This is a genomic window from Marisediminicola sp. UYEF4 (assembly GCF_040546025.1).
GTDB lineage: Bacteria > Actinomycetota > Actinomycetes > Actinomycetales > Microbacteriaceae > Marisediminicola.
In genome coordinates this window covers 162,965-183,470 of record NZ_JBEPNA010000001.1, presented here as the reverse complement: position 1 = coordinate 183,470, position 20,506 = coordinate 162,965, and the positions used below count along the sequence as shown (strand labels likewise).

The 20,506-nt window shown below is 68.8% G+C and carries 16 protein-coding genes and 1 pseudogene; 9 read left to right on the top strand and 8 right to left on the bottom strand.

Annotation, left to right across the window (positions count from 1 at the left end):
- Positions 1-32 precede the first annotated feature (32 nt).
- The 6 genes and pseudogenes from ABIB15_RS00890 to ABIB15_RS00865 all read right to left on the bottom strand — a co-directional run bounded on the left by ABIB15_RS00890 (position 33) and on the right by ABIB15_RS00865 (position 5,578).
- On the bottom strand, positions 33-737 hold the full coding sequence (locus ABIB15_RS00890) for an ABC transporter ATP-binding protein (RefSeq protein WP_354475114.1): 705 nt from the start codon (positions 735-737) through the stop codon (positions 33-35).
- Entirely contained in the window at positions 730-1,524 is a 795-nt protein-coding gene (locus tag ABIB15_RS00885; protein ID WP_354474527.1) for an ABC transporter ATP-binding protein, read from the bottom strand. The genes ABIB15_RS00890 and ABIB15_RS00885 overlap by 8 nt, the downstream gene beginning before the upstream one ends.
- Positions 1,521-2,570 carry a branched-chain amino acid ABC transporter permease gene (locus ABIB15_RS00880; RefSeq protein WP_354474525.1) on the bottom strand — a complete coding sequence of 350 codons (1,050 nt, stop codon included), beginning with the start codon at positions 2,568-2,570 and terminating at the stop codon, positions 1,521-1,523. Before ABIB15_RS00880 ends, ABIB15_RS00885 begins: the two co-directional genes overlap by 4 nt.
- A gap of 112 nt (positions 2,571-2,682) precedes the next feature.
- A pseudogene (locus tag ABIB15_RS00875) lies at positions 2,683-3,396 on the bottom strand (branched-chain amino acid ABC transporter permease); the annotation flags it as partial.
- Positions 3,397-3,550: 154 nt separating this feature from the next.
- Positions 3,551-4,726 (bottom strand): branched-chain amino acid ABC transporter substrate-binding protein, encoded by a 1,176-nt coding sequence (locus ABIB15_RS00870; RefSeq protein ID WP_354474521.1) that lies wholly within the window; start codon positions 4,724-4,726, stop codon positions 3,551-3,553.
- A gap of 183 nt (positions 4,727-4,909) precedes the next feature.
- On the bottom strand, positions 4,910-5,578 hold the full coding sequence (locus ABIB15_RS00865) for a GntR family transcriptional regulator (RefSeq protein WP_354474519.1): 669 nt from the start codon (positions 5,576-5,578) through the stop codon (positions 4,910-4,912).
- 81 nt (positions 5,579-5,659) lie between these two features.
- Between ABIB15_RS00865 and ABIB15_RS00860 the strand changes: the two genes are divergently transcribed.
- The 8 genes from ABIB15_RS00860 to ABIB15_RS00825 all read left to right on the top strand — a co-directional run bounded on the left by ABIB15_RS00860 (position 5,660) and on the right by ABIB15_RS00825 (position 14,376).
- The gene (locus ABIB15_RS00860) at positions 5,660-6,661 is read left to right on the top strand and encodes a proline racemase family protein (RefSeq protein ID WP_354474517.1); all 1,002 of its coding nucleotides are present in this window, start codon (positions 5,660-5,662) and stop codon (positions 6,659-6,661) included.
- Positions 6,658-7,647: an ornithine cyclodeaminase family protein gene (locus ABIB15_RS00855; protein WP_354474515.1), complete on the top strand. Its 990-nt coding sequence runs from the start codon at positions 6,658-6,660 to the stop codon at positions 7,645-7,647. Before ABIB15_RS00860 ends, ABIB15_RS00855 begins: the two co-directional genes overlap by 4 nt.
- A 311-nt stretch (positions 7,648-7,958) precedes the next feature.
- Positions 7,959-9,806: a glycosyltransferase family 2 protein gene (locus ABIB15_RS00850; protein WP_354474513.1), complete on the top strand. Its 1,848-nt coding sequence runs from the start codon at positions 7,959-7,961 to the stop codon at positions 9,804-9,806.
- The gene (locus ABIB15_RS00845; protein ID WP_354474511.1) at positions 9,803-10,534 is read left to right on the top strand and encodes an efflux RND transporter periplasmic adaptor subunit; all 732 of its coding nucleotides are present in this window, start codon (positions 9,803-9,805) and stop codon (positions 10,532-10,534) included. Before ABIB15_RS00850 ends, ABIB15_RS00845 begins: the two co-directional genes overlap by 4 nt.
- 8 nt (positions 10,535-10,542) lie before the next feature.
- The gene (locus tag ABIB15_RS00840) at positions 10,543-12,540 is read left to right on the top strand and encodes a glycosyl hydrolase (RefSeq protein ID WP_354474509.1); all 1,998 of its coding nucleotides are present in this window, start codon (positions 10,543-10,545) and stop codon (positions 12,538-12,540) included.
- A 110-nt stretch (positions 12,541-12,650) separates the two neighbouring features.
- On the top strand, positions 12,651-13,040 hold the full coding sequence (locus ABIB15_RS00835) for a DUF6855 family protein (RefSeq protein ID WP_354474507.1): 390 nt from the start codon (positions 12,651-12,653) through the stop codon (positions 13,038-13,040).
- A 31-nt stretch (positions 13,041-13,071) separates the two neighbouring features.
- Positions 13,072-13,917 (top strand): helix-turn-helix domain-containing protein, encoded by an 846-nt coding sequence (locus tag ABIB15_RS00830; protein WP_354474505.1) that lies wholly within the window; start codon positions 13,072-13,074, stop codon positions 13,915-13,917.
- 63 nt (positions 13,918-13,980) lie between these two features.
- The gene (locus tag ABIB15_RS00825; protein ID WP_354474503.1) at positions 13,981-14,376 is read left to right on the top strand and encodes a DUF1761 domain-containing protein; all 396 of its coding nucleotides are present in this window, start codon (positions 13,981-13,983) and stop codon (positions 14,374-14,376) included.
- Positions 14,377-14,457: 81 nt separating this feature from the next.
- On the opposite strand, the gene ABIB15_RS00820 is transcribed toward ABIB15_RS00825, so the two are convergent.
- Both ABIB15_RS00820 and ABIB15_RS00815 read right to left on the bottom strand, forming a co-directional pair.
- Positions 14,458-14,997: an NUDIX hydrolase family protein gene (locus tag ABIB15_RS00820; RefSeq protein WP_354474501.1), complete on the bottom strand. Its 540-nt coding sequence runs from the start codon at positions 14,995-14,997 to the stop codon at positions 14,458-14,460.
- 53 nt (positions 14,998-15,050) lie between these two features.
- Positions 15,051-15,497 carry a DUF6157 family protein gene (locus ABIB15_RS00815; protein ID WP_354474499.1) on the bottom strand — a complete coding sequence of 149 codons (447 nt, stop codon included), beginning with the start codon at positions 15,495-15,497 and terminating at the stop codon, positions 15,051-15,053.
- A 131-nt stretch (positions 15,498-15,628) separates the two neighbouring features.
- On the opposite strand from ABIB15_RS00815, the gene ABIB15_RS00810 reads away from it, so the two are divergent.
- Positions 15,629-20,506 carry an Lhr family ATP-dependent helicase gene (locus ABIB15_RS00810; protein ID WP_354474498.1) on the top strand — a complete coding sequence of 1,626 codons (4,878 nt, stop codon included), beginning with the start codon at positions 15,629-15,631 and terminating at the stop codon, positions 20,504-20,506.

Below are 20,506 nucleotides of genomic sequence, written 5' to 3'. Positions count from 1 at the left end.
ACTACTAGCGCCGGGCGGGTTCACGGCGCCCGTCATGCGCCGAGGTAGGCGTCGATGATGCGGGAGTCCGAGATGAGGTCGGATGCCCGCCCTTCGAGCGTCGTCGCACCGTCTTCGATCACGTAGGCGCGGTCGGTGACCTTGAGCGCAGCTCGAGCGTTCTGCTCGACGAGCAGCACGGTCGTGCCCTGGTCGCGAATGTCGCTGATGACCTGCATCACCTGGGCGACGATGAGCGGCGCGAGCCCCATGGACGGCTCGTCGAGCATGAGCATTTTCGGACCGGCCACGAGCGCCCGCCCGATCGCGAGCATCTGCTGCTCGCCGCCGGACAGCGTTCCGCCGTGCTGGGCGCGGCGTTCCGCGAGCAGCGGCAGCAGTTCGAAGACCTGCTCGATCCGCTTGGCGACGAGGCCGCGCTCCTTGACGAGGTAGCCGCCGAGCTGCAGGTTCTCGAGCACCGAGAGGGTGCTGAAGATGCGTCGGCCCTCCGGCACGTGGATGAGTCCGGACCCGACGACGTTCCAGGGCTGGGCCTTGGAGATGTCGGTGCCGTCGAAGGTCACCGAGCCGGAGTGCACGCGCACGATGGCGGATGCCGTCGAGAGGGTCGTGGTCTTGCCGGCGCCGTTGTTGCCGAGCAGGGCGACGATCTCGCCCTCGTCGACCCGCAGGCTGATTCCGCGCAGTGCCTGCACCTTGCCGTAGAACACCTCGACGTTGTCGAATTCAAGCATCGCCACGAGAGGGCACCTCCTCTTCGTCGTCCTTGCCGAGGTACGCCTCGATCACGGCGGGGTTTGCCTTCACCTCGGCGGGGGTTCCCTCGGCGATCTCCTTGCCGAAGTTCATCACCACGATGCGCTCCGACACCTCCATCACCAGGCCCATGTCGTGCTCGATGAGCACGACAGCGGTGCCGAGGTCGCGGATGCGCCGAACGAGTTCGAGCAACGTCTGCTTCTCGTTGTGGTTGAGTCCCGCGGCGGGCTCGTCGAGCAGCAGCAGCTCGGCCTTGCGGGCGAGAGCCCGGGCGATCTCGACCTGCTTCTGTTGGCCGTAGGCCAGGTTGCGGATCGGCACGCCGCGCTGCCCCTTGTAGCCGACGAAGTCGAGCCAGTAGTGGGCCTCGTCGGTGTAGAGCGTCTCGCTGCGCTTGAACCGCGGGGTGTGGAAGATGGCGTCGAGGAAGTTCTGGCCACCGTAGAGGTGCATGCCTGCGCGCACGTTGTCCAGCACGGTGAGGTCGGGGAACAGCCTCAGGTTCTGGAAGGTGCGCGAGACTCCGCCGGCAGCGATGTCCGCCGGGCGCTTGCCGGTGATCTCGGCCCCGTTGAGTGTCACGCTGCCGCCGGTGGGCTTGTAGAAGCCCGTGATGCAGTTGAACGCCGACGTCTTACCGGCCCCGTTGGGGCCGATGACGGCGATGATCTCCTTGGCGTTGGCGACGAACGAGAGACCGTCGACAGCCTTGACCCCGCCGAACTGGATCTGCAGGTCTGTGACCTCGAGCACGGCGCTCATCGGCTTCTCCCCTCGGCCACTGCGGCATCCACCGCGGTTATCTTACGTTCGGCCTCCTGTCCGCGCGCGGGCCAGAAGCCCTGCGGGCGGAACACCATGACCACGACGAGCAGCACGCCGAAGACGAGGTAGCGATATTCGGCGAAATCGCGGAGCAGCTCGGGCAGCAGGCTGATCACGAGGGCGCCGAGAACGACTCCCTTCATGTTGCCCATGCCGCCGAGCACGACGGCCATCAGCACGAGGGCCGACTGCAGGAACAGAAAGCTCTGCGGCGACACCGCCGACAGGTGGGATGCGAAAAGGATCCCTGCGAACCCGCCCCAGACCGCGCCGAAGATGTAGGCGAGCAGCTTGACCTTGTAGGTGTGGATGCCCATCGCCTCGGCGGCGTCCTCGTCCTCCTTGACGTAGCGCCAGGCCCGGCCGAGCCGGGACTTGCCCAGCCGCGCCGCGGCGAGAACGAGCCCCGCCACGATCAGCACGGTGATGTAGTAGAAGATCACCGGCTGTTGCAGGTCGAACTCGCCGATGGTGAGGAAGCTGGGGATGCCGAAGATTCCCGACGGCCCGCCCGTCACCTGGAGGTTGTTCGCGGTGATGCGGGTGATCTCGCCGAACCCGAGCGTGACGATCGCGAGGTAGTCGCTGCGCAGCCGCAGCGTCGGGGCCCCGATGAGGAGCCCAGCGAGCACCGTCATCACGATCACCGCGGGAAGGGTGAACAGCACGGGCAGCTCGAACATCTTGGACAGGATGCCGGCGGTGTACGCGCCCACCGCGAGGAAGGCGATGTAGCCGAGGTCGAGCAGTCCGCAGTACCCGACGACGATGTTGAGGCCGGCCGCGAGCACCACGAAGATCAGGGCGGTGGTCATCACGTTGAGCGAATAGGCGGATGCCGTGATGAATGGCATCAGCAGGGCAATGCCGAGGGCCGGCAATCCGATGTATTTGTTCTCGAAAATCGCCGTGACGCGCGCGCCCAGCGTGTTCGTCTTGGGCGGCGGGGGCGGCGCGAATGTGGTGTCGGTGTTCTCGCTCATGTCAGACACGCTCCGTAACGCGCTCGCCGAGGATTCCGGTCGGGCGCAGGGTCAGGAAGAGGATGAGAACGGCGAACGCGAATGCGTCACGCCACTGCCCGCCGACCAGCTCGGACCCGAAGGCCTCGACCAGGCCGAGCACGAGGCCGCCGAGCATGGCGCCGCGGATGTTGCCGATCCCGCCGATGACCGCCGCGGTGAACGCCTTGAGCCCGATGATGAAGCCCATCAGGAAGTCGATCTTGCCGTAGTAGGCCCCGGCCATCACGCCGGCGGCGCCCGCGAGTGCCGAGCCGATGAAGAAGGTGCGGCTGATCACGGCATTCACGTTGACTCCCATGAGCAGCGATCCCTTCATGTCGAGGGAGATCGCCCGCATTGCGCGGCCCGTCGAGGTGCGGCGGATGTAGGTGTCGAGCGCGATCATCAGCAGGCCGGCGATGATCATCAGCACGATCTGCGGCAGCGTCACCCGCGCGCCCAGCACCACGAAGACGTCGCCGGTGAGCCGGATGGGGAATCCCCTGGGGTTCGGGCCGGCGATGGCGGCGATGCCGTACTCGAGGGTGAAGGAGGCGCCCACCGCTGTGATGAGCACGGCTAATCGCGGGGCCCCTCTCAACGGTCTGTAGGCGAGGCGCTCGATGACCACTCCGACGGTGCCGGTGATCAGCATGCTCAGCATCATCACGATGACGAGGGCGAACAGCCCGAGCGAGGTGGCGAGGCCGCCGAACGACGCGAGCACGGCGAAACCGATGAAGGCGCCGAGCATGTAGAGGTCGCCGTGGGCGAAGTTGAGGAGTTTGATGATGCCGTAGACCATGCTGTAACCCAGCGCGATCAGGGCGTAGAACGAGCCGACGAAGAGCCCGTCCCAAATGATTTGACTCATGAGCTACCTGTCCAGTGAGGGGATTGAGACGGGTGCCGCGGCCGGGTCTCGGGGACCCCGGCCGCGGCATCCGTCAATCAGACGGTCAGGACAGGGAGTCCTCGAGAACGAACTTTCCGCCCTCCATCTTGAGGATGACGAACCCGCCGTTGGACAGCGTGTGCTCGTCGGTGAACTCCAGCGGGCCGGAGAACATGTCGAAGCCGCTGATGCCCTCGAGCGCCGCGATGACCTCGTCGCCGCCGGTGCCCCCGGCGCTCTCGATCGCCTCGGCGGCGAGACGCACGGCGTCGTACGACTGGGTCGAGTACGGGCCGGGAGCGGCGCCGAACTCGGCCTCGTAGTTCGCGATCCATTCCTCGGCGCCCTCGAGGGTGTCGGGGGTCGGCGTCATCGTGGCGAAGACGCCCTCGGCCGCGTCGCCGGCGATCTCGGCGAGCGTCGCGTCGGCGCTGCCGTCGGCGACCATGATCTCTCCGGCGTAGCCCGCCTGGCGGAGCTGGTCGATGATCAGGCCGCCCTCCTGGTAGTAGCCGGTCCAGTAGACGATCTCCGCACCGGACCCGGTGATGTCGCGCACGACGGCGGAGTAGTCGCTCTCACCCGCGTTGACGGAGGTGTTGAGCACGACCTCGGCCGTGCCATCCTCGGTGATCTGCGACTCGGTCTCGGTGGTGATGTCGGTCGAGTAGCTCGTGTTGTCATCGACCAGTGCGACGGTGGCGTAGCCCGACTTCGTGATGAAGTCGAGGGCCGCGGTGGACTGCTGGAGGCCGGTGCCGTTGATCAGGAACACGTTCTTCAGGCCCTCGCGCACGAGGTCTTGGGAGTTGGCGGCCGGAATGATCATCGGGATGTTCGCGCCGCCGAAGATCGGCAGCTGCGGCAGCGTCGCGCCGGAGCAGTATCCGCCGACCGAGACGACGACCTCGCTCGAGACGAGCTTGTTGGCGCTCGCGACTCCCTGCTGGGCGTCGCAGGCCTCGTCCTCGACGAGGAGTTCGAGCATGCGTCCGTCGAGGATTCCGCCGGCGTCGTTGATCTCCTTGACGGCGAGCTCGGCGCCGTTCTGCATGTACTCGCCGGTGGGGGCGCTGCTGCCGGAGATCGGGATGACCATGCCGATCTTGATCGGGCCGGTTGCCGCTTCGCCGTCGTCCTCGGCCTCGCCGCCGAGTAGTCCGCCGCTGCATGCCGTGGTGGCCAGCAGCACGGCTGCGGCGATGCCCAGTAGGGCTGTGGTGCGCCTGGGGGTTCTCATAATCTGCCTCTCCTTGGATGGGGACACTCCGCGGGCGCTTCCACAGAATGCTTCGCCAGGAAAGACTCAGCTTGGGAGCAGCACCGCTCCAGTAAAATATGACATGCCACTCTTTGGCGTGTCAAACATTAGAAGGTCACGATTTGGCGGCGGGCCGCGGCCGGGCGCCCACTCGCCACGGGCCTATTCGGCGGGTGATTCCGCCCACCACGCGAGCACGTGGCCGAGATGGGCGATCGTCAGCTTCTCGAGCGCCTCGGCATCACCGGACTCGATCAGGTCGAGCATCTGGTGGTGTTCCGCCGCCGACACCGACAGCTCGGGGCTGTGTGCCATTCTCGCGAGGTTCACCATGCGGGTCTGCGACCGAAGTTCGCGCACGAGGGTGACGAGGCGCTCGTTGCCATACTCCGCGAGAAGCGCGAGATGGAAGTCGCGGTCGGACTCGATGAACTGGGTGAGCTCGGCAGCCTCGGCATGAGCGCCGATCTCGTCGGCCATCGTGCGCCACTTCGGCATCCGAGCGGGTGGAACCTTGCCCGCGATTGCTCCCGTCGCGGGCGCCTCGAGCAGCTGACGGAGCTCGACGATCTCGCGCAGGTCCCGAAGGCTCACCTGGGTCACCCGGAAGCCCTTGTTGCGCACGGACTCGACGAAGCCGCGCTGCTCGAGATCGAGCATGGCTTCGCGGACGGGGGTCGCGGACACCTCGAACTCGGCGGCGAGCGCGGGCACCGAGACGAGGGTGCCCGGCGCGAGCTCGCCCGAGATGATGGCAGCCGATAGGGCCTCTCCGATCCTGTCGCGCAGGCTCGCCGTCTTCTCGACCTTGCGGATGGTCGACGCACTCATCTGGGTTCCTGCTTTCGGCGACAAGCTCGATTCTCGAGCGTTCGTGGATAGCATCATGATATGTGGCATATTACGAATCACGTGAGGACAATCGACTACCACACGGCGGGTGAACCGTTCCGAATCGTCGTCGAGGGCACCCCGGACGTCCCCGGTTCGACCGTCGCCGAGCGGCGAATGGCCGCGGCCGGCTCCCCCGAGATCGACGCCGTGCGCCAGTTCCTCTGCCAGGAGCCGCGGGGCCATGCCGACATGTACGGCGGTTTCGTTGTGCCTGCCGATGACGACGGCGCCGACTTCGGCGTGCTCTTCTGGCACAAGGACGGCTACTCGACGGCGTGCGGCCACGGCACGATCGCGCTCGGCGTCTGGGCGGTGGAGACGGGACGCGTCGCATCGGAGCCGACCGGCGAGACCGCGGTGACGATCGATGTGCCCTCCGGACGCGTCGTGGCCCGGGTGACCCAGGTGGACGGCGTGGTGATCGGCGTCGTGTTCGACAACGTCGAGTCGTACCCCATCGCCCGCGGGGTCGAGGTAGAGACCTCAGCGGGCCGGGCATCCGTCGATCTGAGCTACAGCGGCGCCATCTACGCGAGCGTCGACGCCGGCAGCATCGGCCTGGGCGTCACGCCCGAGAACTATCCCGAGCTCATCAAGGTCGGGCGCGAAATCAAGTGGGCGCTCAACGACCACTCGCTCGCACGCCATCCGAGCGATGCCCGGCTCAGCGGCGTCTACGGCACCATCCTCTACGACGACCTTGGCGACACCGCCGATGGCCCGCACCAGCGCAATGTCACGGTCTTCGCCGACGGGGAGGTCGACAGGTCGCCGTGCGGCTCCGGCACCGGGGCGCGGCTGGCACTGCTCGCCGCGTCGGGGCGCCTGGCGCCCGGGCAGACACTCACCCACGATTCGATCATCGGAACCCGGTTCCTCGGGCACGCGACGCCGGCGCCGGGCGGTGAGGACCGGCGCGGCATCCTGCCGACGGTCGAGGGGATGGCGTACAAGACGGGCGAGCACAGCTTCACGCTCGACCCGAGGGACCCGATCGGCACCGGATTCGTGCTGCGATGAGCGGCACGGGGGCTGAGGTGGGCGGCACGGACGGTCCCCCGTGGATCTCGGCCGAGCAGGTGTTCGGGCGGGTCGGCTTCGGCGTCGCGGCCGCTGCCATCGGGCGCGCGCTGAAGGAGGGACTGGAGCCGGCGAGCGACTTCGCCCGCAGCATCCTCGACGTCGAGCGTGGGCATCTGCTGATCATGCCGAGCGCGTCGAGCGCGTTCGTCGGGGTCAAGATCGCGACCGTTGCGCCGGGCAATCCGGCGCTCGGCAGGCAGCGCATCCAGGGCGTCTACCTGCTCATGGACGCCGCCACCCTCGCCCCCGTCGCCCTCATCGACGGGGCCGCGCTCACGACGCTGCGCACTCCCGCGGTGTCGGCGGCGGCGACGGACCTGCTCGCGCCCGAGGTCGTCGACCACCTGGTGGTCTTCGGCTCCGGCCCGCAGGCCTGGGGTCACATCCAGGCGATGCGGGCCATTCGGCCGATCGGGCGGGTCACCGTTGTCGCGCGCGACCGGGGCAAGGCCGAGGCGTTCGCCGCGCGGGTGTCGGCGGGGGCGCCGAATGCCGAGGGGCAGAGCCGCGGCGGCGACGGTGGCATACCGGCGACTGTCGGCTCGGCATCCGACGTGCGTGATGCGCAGCTCATCGTCTGCGCGACGACCGCGCGCACTCCCCTGTTCGACGGCACCCTCGTGCCGGCCGACTCCTGCACGATTGCTGTCGGATCGCATGAGACGGATGCCCGCGAGCTCGACTCCGCCCTGATCGGCCGCGCCCAGATTGTCGTCGAAGACATCGCGGTGGCGCTGCGGGAGGGCGGAGACGTCGTCATCCCGATCGGCGACGGCACGCTCGACGCCGACGCGCTCGTGCCGCTTGCCGCGATCGTCACCGGCGCCGCACCGGTCGACCGCGACCGGCCGCGTGTCTTCACCAGTTCGGGCATGTCGTGGGAAGACCTTGTCATCGCCGCTGAGGTCTTTCGGCGCGGCTGAATAGCGGGTCCGTGCGCACGGTTGCGCGGCGGCCAGGGTACATCGAGGCCCTTTTCGGGGTACAGGTGCGTGCAATTCGGGGGACAATTAGGGTACAAAAGCATTCAGCTTCTGGCATTTGACCCCCATTCGGGGCTATAGTTGTGAGCTTAGTGTTTCTCCCGACGATGCCAGCGCAATGACTGCCCTGGCACGGGATTGAGACCTCACCACCGCAACCCCCCACCGACGCCAAGATCGCCGTCATCGCTCCCCAGCCTCATGACGCGCGCCCCCGCGTGCCTCTGCGGCGGATCGGAATCACCGAACGCATGGCCTTTACCCGCACCAGGCGCCCCTACCGCGGGCCGCGCCGCACCGAACGCGAGCCTCTCCCCGCCCGAGTGGAGAACACCGCGGTGCACTCGCCTACCCTCGTGCTCTTCGTGCTCATGGCCACGATCGGTGTGCTCGGCTACACCTGGTTCCTGCTGAACCCCGACAACCGGGGCGACTGGCTGCCCTATGCACTCGTCATCACCGCCGAGATCGTGCTCGTCACGCAGGCCCTCGTCTCGATGTGGACGATCCTGTCCGGCGGCAGGGACCCCCGCGACTTCTCCTTCCACCACGCCCAGGAGCGACTGTTCGACGGCGAGTCGGTCGACGAGCACAACCTCGAGGATCACCCCCAGCACTGGCCGATGATGCTCGAGGAGAAGCCCGTCGGAGTCGACGTGTTCATCACCGTCTACGGCGAGCCCGTCGAGAAGATCCGCACGACGGTCGTCGCCGCCCTCGCCATGCGCGGAGAGCACACGACCTGGATCCTCGACGACGGACGCTCGGATGCCGTGCGCGACCTCGCCGACGAGATCGGCGCCCGATACGTGCGCCGGCTCAGCAGCAACGGCGCCAAGGCCGGCAACGTCAACCACGCGCTGACCATCTCGAACGGCGAGTACTTCGCGATCTTCGACGCCGACTTCGTGCCCGAGCCGGAGTTCCTCTACGAGACCGTGCCGTTCTTCGTCGACGAGAAGCTCGCCTTCGTGCAGACGCCGCAGGCCTACGGCAACATGCACAACCTGGTCTCGCGCGGGGCCGGCTTCATGCAGTCGGTGTTCTACCGGTTCATCCAGCCCGGCCGCAACCGATTCAACGCCGCGTTCTGCGTCGGCACCAACGTCATCTTCCGCCGGACCGCGATCAACGATGTCGGCGGCATGAGCACGGACTCCAAGTCCGAGGATGTCTGGACGTCGCTTCGCCTCCACCAGGCCGGCTGGAAGTCCGTCTACATCCCGGTGACGCTCGCGACCGGCGACGCCCCCGAGACGATCGAGGACTACACGAAGCAGCAGCTGCGCTGGGCATCCGGAGGATTCGAGATCCTCATGCAGTCCAACCCGCTCAGCCCGCGCGTTCGCCTGACCGCCGACCAGCGCCTGCAGTACTTCGTCACCGCGACCCACTACCTCGTGGGCATCACCCCGCTGCTCCTGCTGCTGGTTCCGCCGCTCGAGATCTACTTCGACCTGCGGCCGGTGAACCTCACCGTCACCTGGCTGACCTGGGCGCTGTTCTACCTGGGCTTCTACGGCCTGCAGATCCTGCTCGCGTTCAACACCATGGGCTCGTTCCGGCTGGAGACCCTCGTGATGGCCACCGTGTCGTTCCCCATCTACATCCGCGCGTTCATCAACGTGTTCGCCGGACGGGAGCAGAAGTGGCACGTCACCGGGGGCAGCGGCAAACGGTCGTCGCCATTCAACTTCATCATTCCGCAGGTGCTCGTGTTCCTGTTCCTGGTGCTGACCTCGCTGGTGGGCATCTACAAGGACTACCTGCACCAGGTGCTCACCCTCGCGACCGGCTGGAATCTCACCAACACCATCGTGATGGGCGTGTTCATCGTCGCCGCGCTGCGCGAGCCGCGGGCGATGCGCCTCGCGGCGACGCGGGACGAGGCGGATGCCCGCGACGCCGCGGCCGCACGAGCGGCGTCGGCCGGCCGCGCTCGCCTCAACCCCGAGTTCGGTCGGGCGGCGTACATCACGGCGCGACCCGATGCAGAACCCGCACTGGCCACCGCCGCCCCCGTCATCATGACGGCGAGCGCGACAGCGACTGCGACCGACCCCACACTCACTTATCCCACCCGTAGGAGCCTCAAATGACTTGGTCCAACCGATTCAGACTTCTCGGCGGCGCGCTTCTCGTGCTCGTCATCGTCGCCGCCAGCACCATCGTCTTCACTCAGCGGGAGGGCCAGGTCGCCAGCGAGACGGCCTCGTTCGAGGCCGTCTCCTATTCGGTCGGCTCCGACTACGCCGGAACCGTCACCGAGCAGTTCGTCGAGGAGGGCGCCGCCGTCACCAAGGGCGACAAGCTCCTGAGCGTGCAGAGCGCGACCCTGCTGAGCGCCCTCGAGTCGGCGCAGGGCGTGCCCGAGAACACGGCCTACATCGTGGCCGATGACGGTACGCTCACCCTCATCGCCACGGAGCCGGGCATCCTATCCACGGTCGAGGCGCAGGTCGGCGGATTCGTCGCCGCCGGGCAGCCGCTCGCCACGGTCGAACGCGACGCGTCGATTTTCGTGCTCGCCGACTTCACCATCGACCCGTACAACTTCACCCGCGTTGAGGACGGCGCCAGGGTCGAGATCGTACTGCCCGACCACCAGCGCCTCGAGGCGACCGTCGCCAAGAAGTCCGTCGACACCGTCGACGGCAAGGCCAACGTGCAGCTCGAGATCACGGGCGACGACTTCGTCGCGGGCGCGATGGACGGGCTCGTCGCGAGCGGCACCCCGGTCACCGCGATCCTGCAGTTGCGCGAAGAAGGCCCGCTCGCGGGCATCGCGGACTCCCTCTATCTACTCCTGGAACAGGTGGGCATATGACTCCGAATGTGACGAAACGATCCATCAGCGCGGGCATCGCCTCGGGCCTCGCCCTCGCGCTCCTCGCCGGCTGCACAACCGGTGAGGGCGAGAGCGGCGCGGCCTCGGCGCCCGGGGAGGGCATCTTCCCGGACTCCCGCATGCAGAGCCTCGTCGACGGCATCGTGCAGCGCAGCGTCGCCCCGGCGCCCGAGTCGCGGCTCGCCGAGGGGCTCCTCCCGCCGACGAACCAGTGGTTCTCGGGACTTGCCTTCGGCGAGGAGCCCCTGCCGGTGTTCCCGCTGCCCCTGTCGTTCAACCTCACCGAGCCGGGCTTCGCGTTCGGCCTGCCCGAGGTGACCACCGGCGCGCAGACGATCAGCGCGCCGTTCACCCCGTCGATCACGGTGGATGCCGGCGCCTCGGCGAGCGAGATCAGCGCCTACGACGAGGCCTCGGTCACGATCGACCAGCTCGACTCGAACGGCGACACGATCGGCGCGGTCACAATCGCCCAGGGGTCCCCGCTCGTGAGCTTCACGGCCGAGCAGGACGTCGAGCTCACGCTCGGTGCACCGTTCGAGCCCGTCGACGGCGAGCTCGCCTCGGCGACCGTCGCCGACACCGAGTATGGCCTGACGACCGCCGGCGAGCTCGACGGATCGACCCTCGCCCTGGCCAGCGGCGAGAGCGCCGTGTGGTTCGCGGTGCCGGGCGACGGCGACATCGCCGAGCTCGCAGCATCCGCCGCCCCGGTCGAGTCGACGAGCATCGAGTACTCCGTCGACGGCGAGACCGCCTCGACGACACTCGGCTACCAGGCCGCGGGCGACACGCTTATCGCGGCAATGCCGCACCAGCAGGCAGAAGGCGCGGATGCCGGCCTCGGCAGCTACGAGTCGGCCTACGGCTCCATGACCCTGCAGTCCGGCACGAACCTGTCCTGGACCTCGCCGGCGATCGAGCCGAGCTCGAGCGTCGATGTCAGCACTCTCGACGACGACCAGCGCGCGACGCTCGCCGAGCAGGTCAAGAAGGATGCCGCGGGCGAGATCGAAATGCCCGCCGACACCTACTTCGGCGGCAAGGCGATGTACCGCCTGGCCAACATCCTCGACTTGGCCGAGCAGCTCGGCGACGAGGAGTCGGCCGCGGTGCTGTCCAAGCGCCTCAGCGGCGCCCTGGCCGAGTGGATGGAGCCCGGCGGATGCGACGAGCGGGAGGAACGCTGCTTCGTCTACGACCCAGAGGGCAAGGGAATCGTGGGCCTCGCGCCCTCGTTCGGCTCCGAGGAATTCAACGACCACCACTTCCACTACGGGTACTTCTTCTTCGCTGCATCCGTCGCGGCAAAGTACGACGACGCGCTGCTCGAGAAGATCGAGCCCGTCATGACACTGCTCGCGGCTGACGTCGCCACAAGCGGCGAGTCGACCCTGTTCCCCGAGCGCCGGGCGTTCGACGCGTACGCGGGCCACTCGTGGGCATCCGGTTACTCGCCGTTCGCCGACGGCAACAACCAGGAGTCAAGCTCCGAGGCGGTGCTCGCCTGGAACGGTCTCGCCCTCTGGGCGGCGACCACCGACGACGCCCCGCTCGAGACGCAGGCACGGTGGATGCTGGCCGCCGAGGCCGACTCGGCGAACGCCTACTGGACAAACTTCGACCGCACGGAGAGCGTCTACGAGGGCTATGAGCACTCGATCGCTCCGCTCAACTGGGGTGCCAAGCGCGACTACGCCACGTGGTTCAGCGCGGAGCCGGCCGCGAAGCTCGCGATCATCGCGCTGCCGATGAGCCCGGCCTCCGAGTACCTCGGCACCGAGCCCGAGCGGGTCGACGAGAACGTGGCCGCGGCCACTCCGGGCGGGTTCGACGTACAGTACGGCGACTGGCTGCTCATGTATGCGGGACTCGGCACAGCCGACAACGCCGAGCTGGTCAGCGCAGCCAAGTCGATGCCCGAGGAGCTGCTCGACGACGGCAACTCGCGCAGCTACATGCTCGCGTGGTTGATGACGCGGTAGCCCGCACGACGTTGTGCTGGGTGCCGCGGCGACCCCATGGCGGTTCAGTGCCGCTGCTGTCACAATTCAATTCGAGTACCCGAGTTCCTTCACCTCACACGGAGACCACCGTGACCGACGGCACCAAAGACTCCCCGTGGCAGCTCACGACCGCGCCGGGCACCTCGCAGTACACGATGTATGTGGACGGCGACGAGCTCATCTGCCAGGTCGGGTCGACCACCCTGAAGTACCACGCGCGCGCCATCGACGATCTTCACGCGTGGCTCACCGAACAGGGCGACTGGGTGCCGCTCGGCGCCGCCGACGAGAAGAAGCCCGTTACCGAGGGCACCGTGGAGGAGTGGGGGCGCTCCGGCAGCAACCCCGTCGGTGGGTGGTACGGGCTTCGCAACGGCTACCGCGGCCGGTTCGGCATGTACCTGCCACCACTGCTCGAGCACCTCGGGCTCGTCGAGCTCACCCATGACCCCCGGAACAATTCGGTGCGAGCGCTCTGATGAACGAGGTGCCGCGAGGGCCGAGAATCCGGTGACGGAGTGGTCGCCGCTCGAGTATCTCGAGCGCAAGCCGAGCGGAGCGCTCGACACGATCGCCGAGCGGCTGTGGTACTTACGCGCTCCGTCTCCGCAACAGTTCGAACGGATTCTGCCGCTGCCGTTTGTGCACCTCATCATCAACCTCAGCGATCCGTACACGGTCCGCCAGCTGGATGGCGCGAGTGTTGCCCAGCGCGTCGAGGGTGCATTCATCGCCGGAATCCAGCACACCGTGCTTGTCAATGAGAATCCCGCAGTGCTCCGCCATGTCGCGATCAGGTTGCGGCCCAGTGGCCTGATCGCGCTCACCGGTCGCAGCGTCGGACATGACGTGGTGGATGCTGAGCCGCTGATACCCGGCATCACAGCACTTCGGGCCTCGATTCTGCACGCATCGTCGGCCGTCGATGCGCTCGACCAGTTAGAGACTCAGCTCCGGGCATGGATACGACCCGGGTGGTCTCTCCACCCCGCCCTCGAGCGCGCCCTCCGCATGATCGATGGCGACCCGAACCTGCGCATCGCCGAGGTCGCCCGCGCGGTCGGCATCTCCGGCAAGTCACTGATCGACCTCTTCACGATGCACTGCGGCATCACCCCCAAGCGGTACTCGGAGGTCGCTCGGCTGCACCGATTCGTCAACTCGATTCCGTCGCTGGCCCCCATTCCGACCTGGACCGAACTCGCCGCCGAGACCGGCTACTACGACCAACCCCATTTCATCCGCACGTTCACTCGCTTCACCGGCCAGACTCCACAGCGGTACCTCGAATCTGTGAGGAGCACCGTGGGCGCGGCGCCATCGTTCCTGCCAACCGGGTCGATCGAGACGGGTTAGTTTTCTACAATCGCGGGCTCCGTGCTCTGGCGCAGACTCAGGTCCTAGCCCTCAGGAGGAAACGTGGACATCGTCATCAACCCACTTGCTGTCGCACTCGCCGCGCTGTCGACCTTCGTTATCGGCGGGCTCTGGTACTCGCTGCTCTTCGGAAAAAGGTGGCAGCGGGCGGCGGGGGTCACCGGTGAGACACTGCGCACCGGGTCACCGCGGGTGGTCATCGGGTCCTTCGCTCCCGCCCTTGTCATGGCCGCGAGCCTCGCTGCGTTCATCGGGTCCGGCGGCGCGCTTTTGGGCACCGCCGCCGGTCTCGCTGTAGGCGTCACCTGGATCAGCGCCGCTTTCGGCACCAACTACCTGTTTGAACGACGACCGCTGATCTTGTTCGTCATCAACGCGTCCTACAACATCGTGGCCTTCACCATCATGGGGGCCATCATCGGCACGATGCAGGGCTAAGGAAGCCGGGCCACGATGAACCTCGGCCAGTGCCAGCGCGAATGCACTGGCACTGCCGCCCCACGGGTCGCCCGCCCTCGGCTAGAAGAGTCGGCCGACGGATGCGAGGCCGGCGCGCAGCAGTGCGCCGCGCCCGCCCTCCATCTCGGCGGCGATGGCGTCAGATGCGGCATCCGCGGGGCTCATCCAGGTGAGCTCGAGGGCATCCTGACGCGGATCGCACGAGCCGGTGACGGGCACGACGTAGGCGAGCGACACGGCGTGCTGGCGGGCATCGCTGAACTGCGTTCCCGGGAACGGAAAGTACTCGGCGACCGAGAACGGCACCGTGCTCGCGGGAAGCAGCGGGAAGGCCATCGGCCCGAGGTCCTTCTCGAGGTGCCGGAAGAGCGCGTCGCGCAGGGACTCTCCGAACATCACGCGACCCGAGACAAGGGTGCGGGTCATCGCGCCCTCGAGGTTCGCGCGGAGCAGGATGCCGACCTCGGTGACCTCGCCGAGCCCATTGACACGCACCGGCACCGCCTCGACGTACAGCAGCGGCAGGCGGCGCCTGGTCTCGGCCAGCTCCTCGTCGGACAGCCAGCCGGAATTCGGGTCAGGTGTGCCTACTGAGCTCATGCTTCATTCTCACTCACGAAACAGTGTGCGCGCGTCATCCGGCGCGGGCGGGCTCAGCCGGAGCTGCGCATTGCCCGGGTTACCGCGACCCATTGGCCGAACGGATCGCGGCCGTCGAGCAGCCGGCCGTACTCGTGCGACTCGACGCCGTAGAGCGCGAGACGCCCGTCGGCGTCGGCGTGGATGCCCCAGCCATACCGTTTGCCGAGATCCGACGAGCGCAGGCAGGCACGCGGCTCGGCGTAGAACTCCTCTCGGGCCGCGGCGCGATCGGCATCCGGGATTCCCCGCCGCACCGCCATCACGGTGAAGATGACATCGCCCGAGGTCAGCTCGTACGGATGCGCGTTGATCAGCTCGTAGGTGAGCGCGGCGACGGTCGGGATGGCGACGGTCAGCTCGGTCGAGCTGCCGCGGCGCGCTGGCGGTTTCACCCCGCGCACCGCCCGGTTGTCGGGCGCGACCGCGATAAAAGTGTTGACGTAGTCCACCCGATCCATCCCCCGATGCTAGGAGGCACACCAGTCGGGCGCCATGGGCTTGCGCGGCGCCACGGTCGTATGCGCGCACATGTTCGAACCCGGCCCACTCCGCCCGGCGGATTATCGGCGCGGTGGGAGAAGATGGGGCAATGGGTTCGCCGCTCGACCTCTTTTCCCGTGCCACCCGCGAATGGTTCACGGGGGCGTTCGCCGCGCCCACCACCGCGCAGGCGGGCGCGTGGAGCGCGATCGCCAGCGGAGCGCACGCCCTCGTCGTCGCGCCGACCGGCTCGGGGAAGACCCTCGCCGCGTTCCTCTGGTCGATCGACCGCCTCGCATCCGCGCCAGCACCGTCCGAGCCGAACCGACGCACCCGCGTGCTGTACATCTCGCCGCTCAAGGCCCTCGCGGTCGATGTGGAGCGCAACCTGCGCGCGCCACTGGTCGGCGTCACCCAGACCGCCCGCCGGCTCGGGGAGGCCCCGCCCGACATCACGGTGGGCGTGCGCTCGGGAGATACGACTTCCGGCGACCGGCGGACGCTGCAGCGCACGCCTCCGGACATCCTGATCACGACCCCGGAATCGCTCTACCTCATGCTCACGGCCTCGGCGAGGGAGACCCTCCGCGGGGTGGATACCGTCATCGTCGACGAGGTGCACGCGGTCGCGTCGACGAAGCGGGGCGCGCACCTCGCGATTTCGCTGGAGCGGCTCGACGCCCTGCTCGACAAGCCGGCGCAGCGCATCGGACTCTCCGCGACCGTGCGCCCGCACGAGGAGGTCGCGCGGTTCCTCGGCGGCAGCGAGCACGTGAGCATCGTGGCGCCGCCGTCGACGAAGAAGTTCGACCTGACGGTCGTCGTCCCGGTCGAGGATATGACCGAGCTCGGCACCGCGCCGATCCTCGAGGGGTCCGCCGCGGGAAGCGCGCCGACCCAGGGCTCGATCTGGCCGCACGTCGAGGAGAATATTGTCGACCGCATCCTCGAGCACCGGTCGACGATCGTGTTCGCGAACTCTCGGCGGCTCGCCGAGAGGCTGACGGCGCGGCTCAATGAGATCTGGGCGGTGCGCACAGCGGAGCCGGAGCTCGTCGGTGTGGGAGCGAGTGTCGACACGCTCGCCGTGCCTCAGCCCGCGGTGGGGGAAGACCCTCGGTCGCAGGCTCCCTCGGCGCTGGGGTCGCAGGATCGCTGGCGCGATCCTCAGAGCTCCACCGCGCTCGCCCGCGCCCACCACGGATCCGTCTCCAAGGACCAGCGCGCCCTCATCGAGGACGACCTCAAGAGCGGGCGTCTGCGCTGCGTCGTCGCGACCTCGTCGCTCGAGCTCGGCATCGACATGGGCGAGGTCGACCTCGTCATCCAGGTCGAGGCGCCCCCGTCGGTCGCGAGCGGGCTGCAGCGGGTCGGCCGTGCCGGCCATCAGGTCGGCGAGGTGTCGCGCGGCATCATCTTCCCGAAGCATCGCGCGGACCTGATCCACTCCGCGGTCGCGAGCGAGCGGATGTCGTCGGGCCAGATCGAGGCGCTGACGGTTCCGACGAACCCGCTCGACGTTCTCGCGCAGCAGACCGTTGCCGCGGTCGCCCTCGACACCCTCGATGTGGAGGAGTGGTTCGACACCGTGCGCCGGGCGGCCCCGTTCGCGAACCTGCCGCGCGGCGCGTATGACGCGACCCTCGACCTGCTGAGCGGGCTCTACCCGTCGGACGAGTTCGCCGAGCTGAGGCCGCGCATCATCTGGGACCGCGTGAAGGGCACGATCACCGGACGCCCTGGCGCCCAGCGCCTCGCGGTCACCAGCGGCGGAACAATCCCCGACCGCGGGCTCTTCGGCGTTTTCATGGTCGGGTCGACCGGGGCTTCGACAGGCCCCACGGGCGGAGGAGGTGGCCGCGTCGGAGAGCTCGACGAGGAGATGGTCTACGAGTCCCGGGTCGGCGACGTCTTCGCGCTCGGGGCGACGAGCTGGCGCATCGAAGACATCACCCACGACCGCGTGCTCGTCACCCCCGCCTACGGCCAACCGGGGCGCGTGCCGTTCTGGAAGGGCGACGGCATCGGCCGCCCCGCCGAGCTCGGCCGCGCGATCGGCGCGTTCACCCGCGAGGTCGCGACCGCGTCGATCGAGGATGCCCGCGCCCGAGTCGGCGCCGGTGGTCTCGACTACCGCGCGGTCAACAACCTCATCACGTTCATCGACGACCAGAAGAAGGCCACCGGCCACGTGCCTTCCGACCGCACGCTCGTCGTCGAGCGGTTCCGCGACGAACTCGGTGACTGGCGGGTCATCCTGCATTCCCCCTACGGCATGCAGGTGCACGCGCCCTGGGCGCTGGCCGTCGGCGCGCGAATTCGCGAGCGTTACGGCATGGAGGGCGCCGCGATGGCGAGCGACGACGGTGTTATCGCTCGCATTCCCGACACCGACAGCGAGCCCCCGGGAGCAGAGTTGTTCGTCTTCGATGCGGACGAGCTGAGCGACATCGTCACCGAGGAGGTCGGCGGATCGGCGCTGTTCGCGTCGAGGTTCCGGGAGTGCGCCGCGCGCGCCCTGCTGCTGCCGCGCTACAACCCGGGAAAGCGGTCGCCGCTCTGGCAGCAACGGCAGCGCTCCGCCCAACTCCTGGCGGTCGCGGTGAAGTACCCGAGCTTTCCGATCGTGCTCGAGGCGGTGCGGGAGGTGCTGCAGGACGTCTACGACCTGCCCGCCCTGACCGCGCTCGCGAAGCAGATCGAGAGCCGGCAGATTCGCGTCGTCGAGTCGCAGACCGAGCAGGCCTCGCCCTTCGCGCGGTCGCTGCTGTTCGGCTACGTCGCCGCGTTCATGTACGAGGGCGACTCCCCGCTCGCGGAGCGGCGGGCCGCCGCCCTGTCGCTCGACTCGACCCTGCTCGCCGAGCTCCTCGGGCGTGCCGAGCTGCGCGAACTGCTCGACCCCGACGTCATCGAGCGCACCGAGCTCGAGCTGCAGCGCCTCGCCCCGGACCGCAAGGTCAAGGGTGGCGAGGGTGTCGTCGACCTGCTGCGCATCCTCGGCCCGCTGTCCGTCGAGGAGATCGAGGCGCGGGTCCAGCCGGCGCCGAAGTCGGTGGGGGGTGCGGCGGGTGCGGATGCTGGTGGCGCCGTTGCGGATGCCGGGGTCGCAGCGGACGCGGAGGCCGAGACCGCCGTCGCGGCATCCGACACCTCCGACGTGCCGCGCTGGCTCGCGGAACTCGCCCGCGCCAACCGGGTCTGGCGGGCGGGCGCCGACCGGTGGGCCGTGATCGAGGATGCCGCGCGCCTCCGCGACGCGCTCGGCACCCCCCTACCCATTGGCATCCCGGCCGCCTTCATCGAGCCGGTCCAGGATCCCCTCGGCGACATCGTCGGACGCTACGCCCGCACCCACGCCCCGTTCACCGTCGCCGCGGCGGCAGAGCGGCTCGGCGTCGGCACCGCCGTCGTGCTCGACACCCTGCGCCGGCTCGAGAAGCAGCGCCGGGTCGTGGAGGGCGAGTTCCGACCGATGCAGACCGGCAGCGAATGGTGCGACGTCGAGGTGTTGCGCCGCTTGCGCAGCCGGTCGCTCGCCGCGCTCCGGCACGAGGTCGAGCCGGTGGATGCCGCGACTCTCGGCCGCTTCCTCCCGGCCTGGCAGCACGTGACCGAGCCGCTGAGGGGGGTCGACGGCGTCGCGCAGGTCATCGACCAGCTCGCCGGGGTCGCACTGCCGGCATCCGCGTGGGAAAGCCTCGTGCTGCCCGCCCGGGTGCGAGACTACTCCCCCGTCATGCTCGACGAGCTCACCGCGACGGGTGAGGTCATCTGGTCGGGCGTTGGCGCGCTCCCGGGAAGCGACGGCTGGATCAGCCTGCACCTCGCGGAGTCGGCACCGGTCACCCTCGCCGAGCCCACCGGCGATGAGACCACCGAACTGCAGCGCTCGATCCTCGCGGCGCTCGCGGGCGGCGGGGCGTACTTCTTCCGGCAGCTGTCGAACGCGGTCGGCGGCGAGCTCGGAGTACTCGACGACAAGCAGCTCGCGGCCGCGATCTGGGACCTGGTCTGGTCGGGCCTGATCACCAACGACACGTTCTCGCCGCTGCGATCGTTCCTCGGCGGGGCGGCCCCGGCCCGTCGCGGGGTGCCGCGCAGCCGCTCCTACCGCGGACGCGCCCGACCGGCCCTGCCGACGCAGAGCGGACCGCCGAGCGTCGCCGGGCGCTGGTCGCTGCTGCCCCTCGCCGAGCCGGATGCGACGGTGCGCGGCCTCGCGACCGCGGAGCTGCTGCTCGAGCGGCACGGCGTCGTTACGCGTGGCGCGGTCGCGAACGAGGGCGTCCGCGGCGGTTTCAGTCTCGTCTACAAGGTGCTGAGCGGCTTCGAAGACACCGGACGCGCCCGCCGCGGCTACTTCATCGAGCATCTCGGCGCCGCGCAGTTCGCCACCGGCGCGACCGTCGACCGGCTGCGCTCCTTCACCCGCGAGCCCGACGATTCCACCCCGCCCGTCGCGATCACTCTCGCCGCCACCGACCCCGCGAACCCGTACGGGGCCGCGCTGCCGTGGCCGGCTGCGCCCGTGGCGGATGCTGCGGTCGGCGCCGCGGTCGGTGGACCAGGCTCCGGGTCGGCGGGAGCCGGCGGCACCGGGTCCAACGCGGCCGGGTCCGAGTCGGCCGGCTCTGGCTCGGCTCGCTCGCGCGCGACGGTGACGCCGATCCCGGCATCCGCCCCGCCCGAACCCACCGCGCGCGGCCACCGACCGGGGCGCAAAGCCGGCGCGCTCGTCGTGCTCGTCGACGGCCGGCTCGCGCTCTACATCGAGCGCGGCGGCAAGACCGTGCTCACCTTCGGGGCCGACGAGGCGACCCTTGTCGTCGCGGCGGCGTCGCTCGCGCAGACGATCCGCCGCTCGGTCGGCAAGCTGCGGATCGAGAGGGTCGACGGACGGTTCGTGATCGGCACCCCACTGGGCGACGCGCTCACGGACGCCGGATTCCAGACCACGCCGCAGGGCCTGCGGCTGCGGGGGTGA

Coding starts and splice junctions, on each gene's coding strand:
- ABIB15_RS00890 (WP_354475114.1), bottom strand. CDS start 737: ATGCTTGAATTCGACAACGTCGAGGTGTTCTACGGCAAGGTGCAGGCA.
- ABIB15_RS00885 (WP_354474527.1), bottom strand. CDS start 1,524: ATGAGCGCCGTGCTCGAGGTCACAGACCTGCAGATCCAGTTCGGCGGG.
- ABIB15_RS00880 (WP_354474525.1), bottom strand. CDS start 2,570: ATGAGCGAGAACACCGACACCACATTCGCGCCGCCCCCGCCGCCCAAG.
- ABIB15_RS00870 (WP_354474521.1), bottom strand. CDS start 4,726: ATGAGAACCCCCAGGCGCACCACAGCCCTACTGGGCATCGCCGCAGCC.
- ABIB15_RS00865 (WP_354474519.1), bottom strand. CDS start 5,578: ATGAGTGCGTCGACCATCCGCAAGGTCGAGAAGACGGCGAGCCTGCGC.
- ABIB15_RS00855 (WP_354474515.1), top strand. CDS start 6,658: ATGAGCGGCACGGGGGCTGAGGTGGGCGGCACGGACGGTCCCCCGTGG.
- ABIB15_RS00850 (WP_354474513.1), top strand. CDS start 7,959: ATGGCCTTTACCCGCACCAGGCGCCCCTACCGCGGGCCGCGCCGCACC.
- ABIB15_RS00845 (WP_354474511.1), top strand. CDS start 9,803: ATGACTTGGTCCAACCGATTCAGACTTCTCGGCGGCGCGCTTCTCGTG.
- ABIB15_RS00820 (WP_354474501.1), bottom strand. CDS start 14,997: ATGAGCTCAGTAGGCACACCTGACCCGAATTCCGGCTGGCTGTCCGAC.
- ABIB15_RS00815 (WP_354474499.1), bottom strand. CDS start 15,497: ATGGATCGGGTGGACTACGTCAACACTTTTATCGCGGTCGCGCCCGAC.
- ABIB15_RS00810 (WP_354474498.1), top strand. CDS start 15,629: ATGGGTTCGCCGCTCGACCTCTTTTCCCGTGCCACCCGCGAATGGTTC.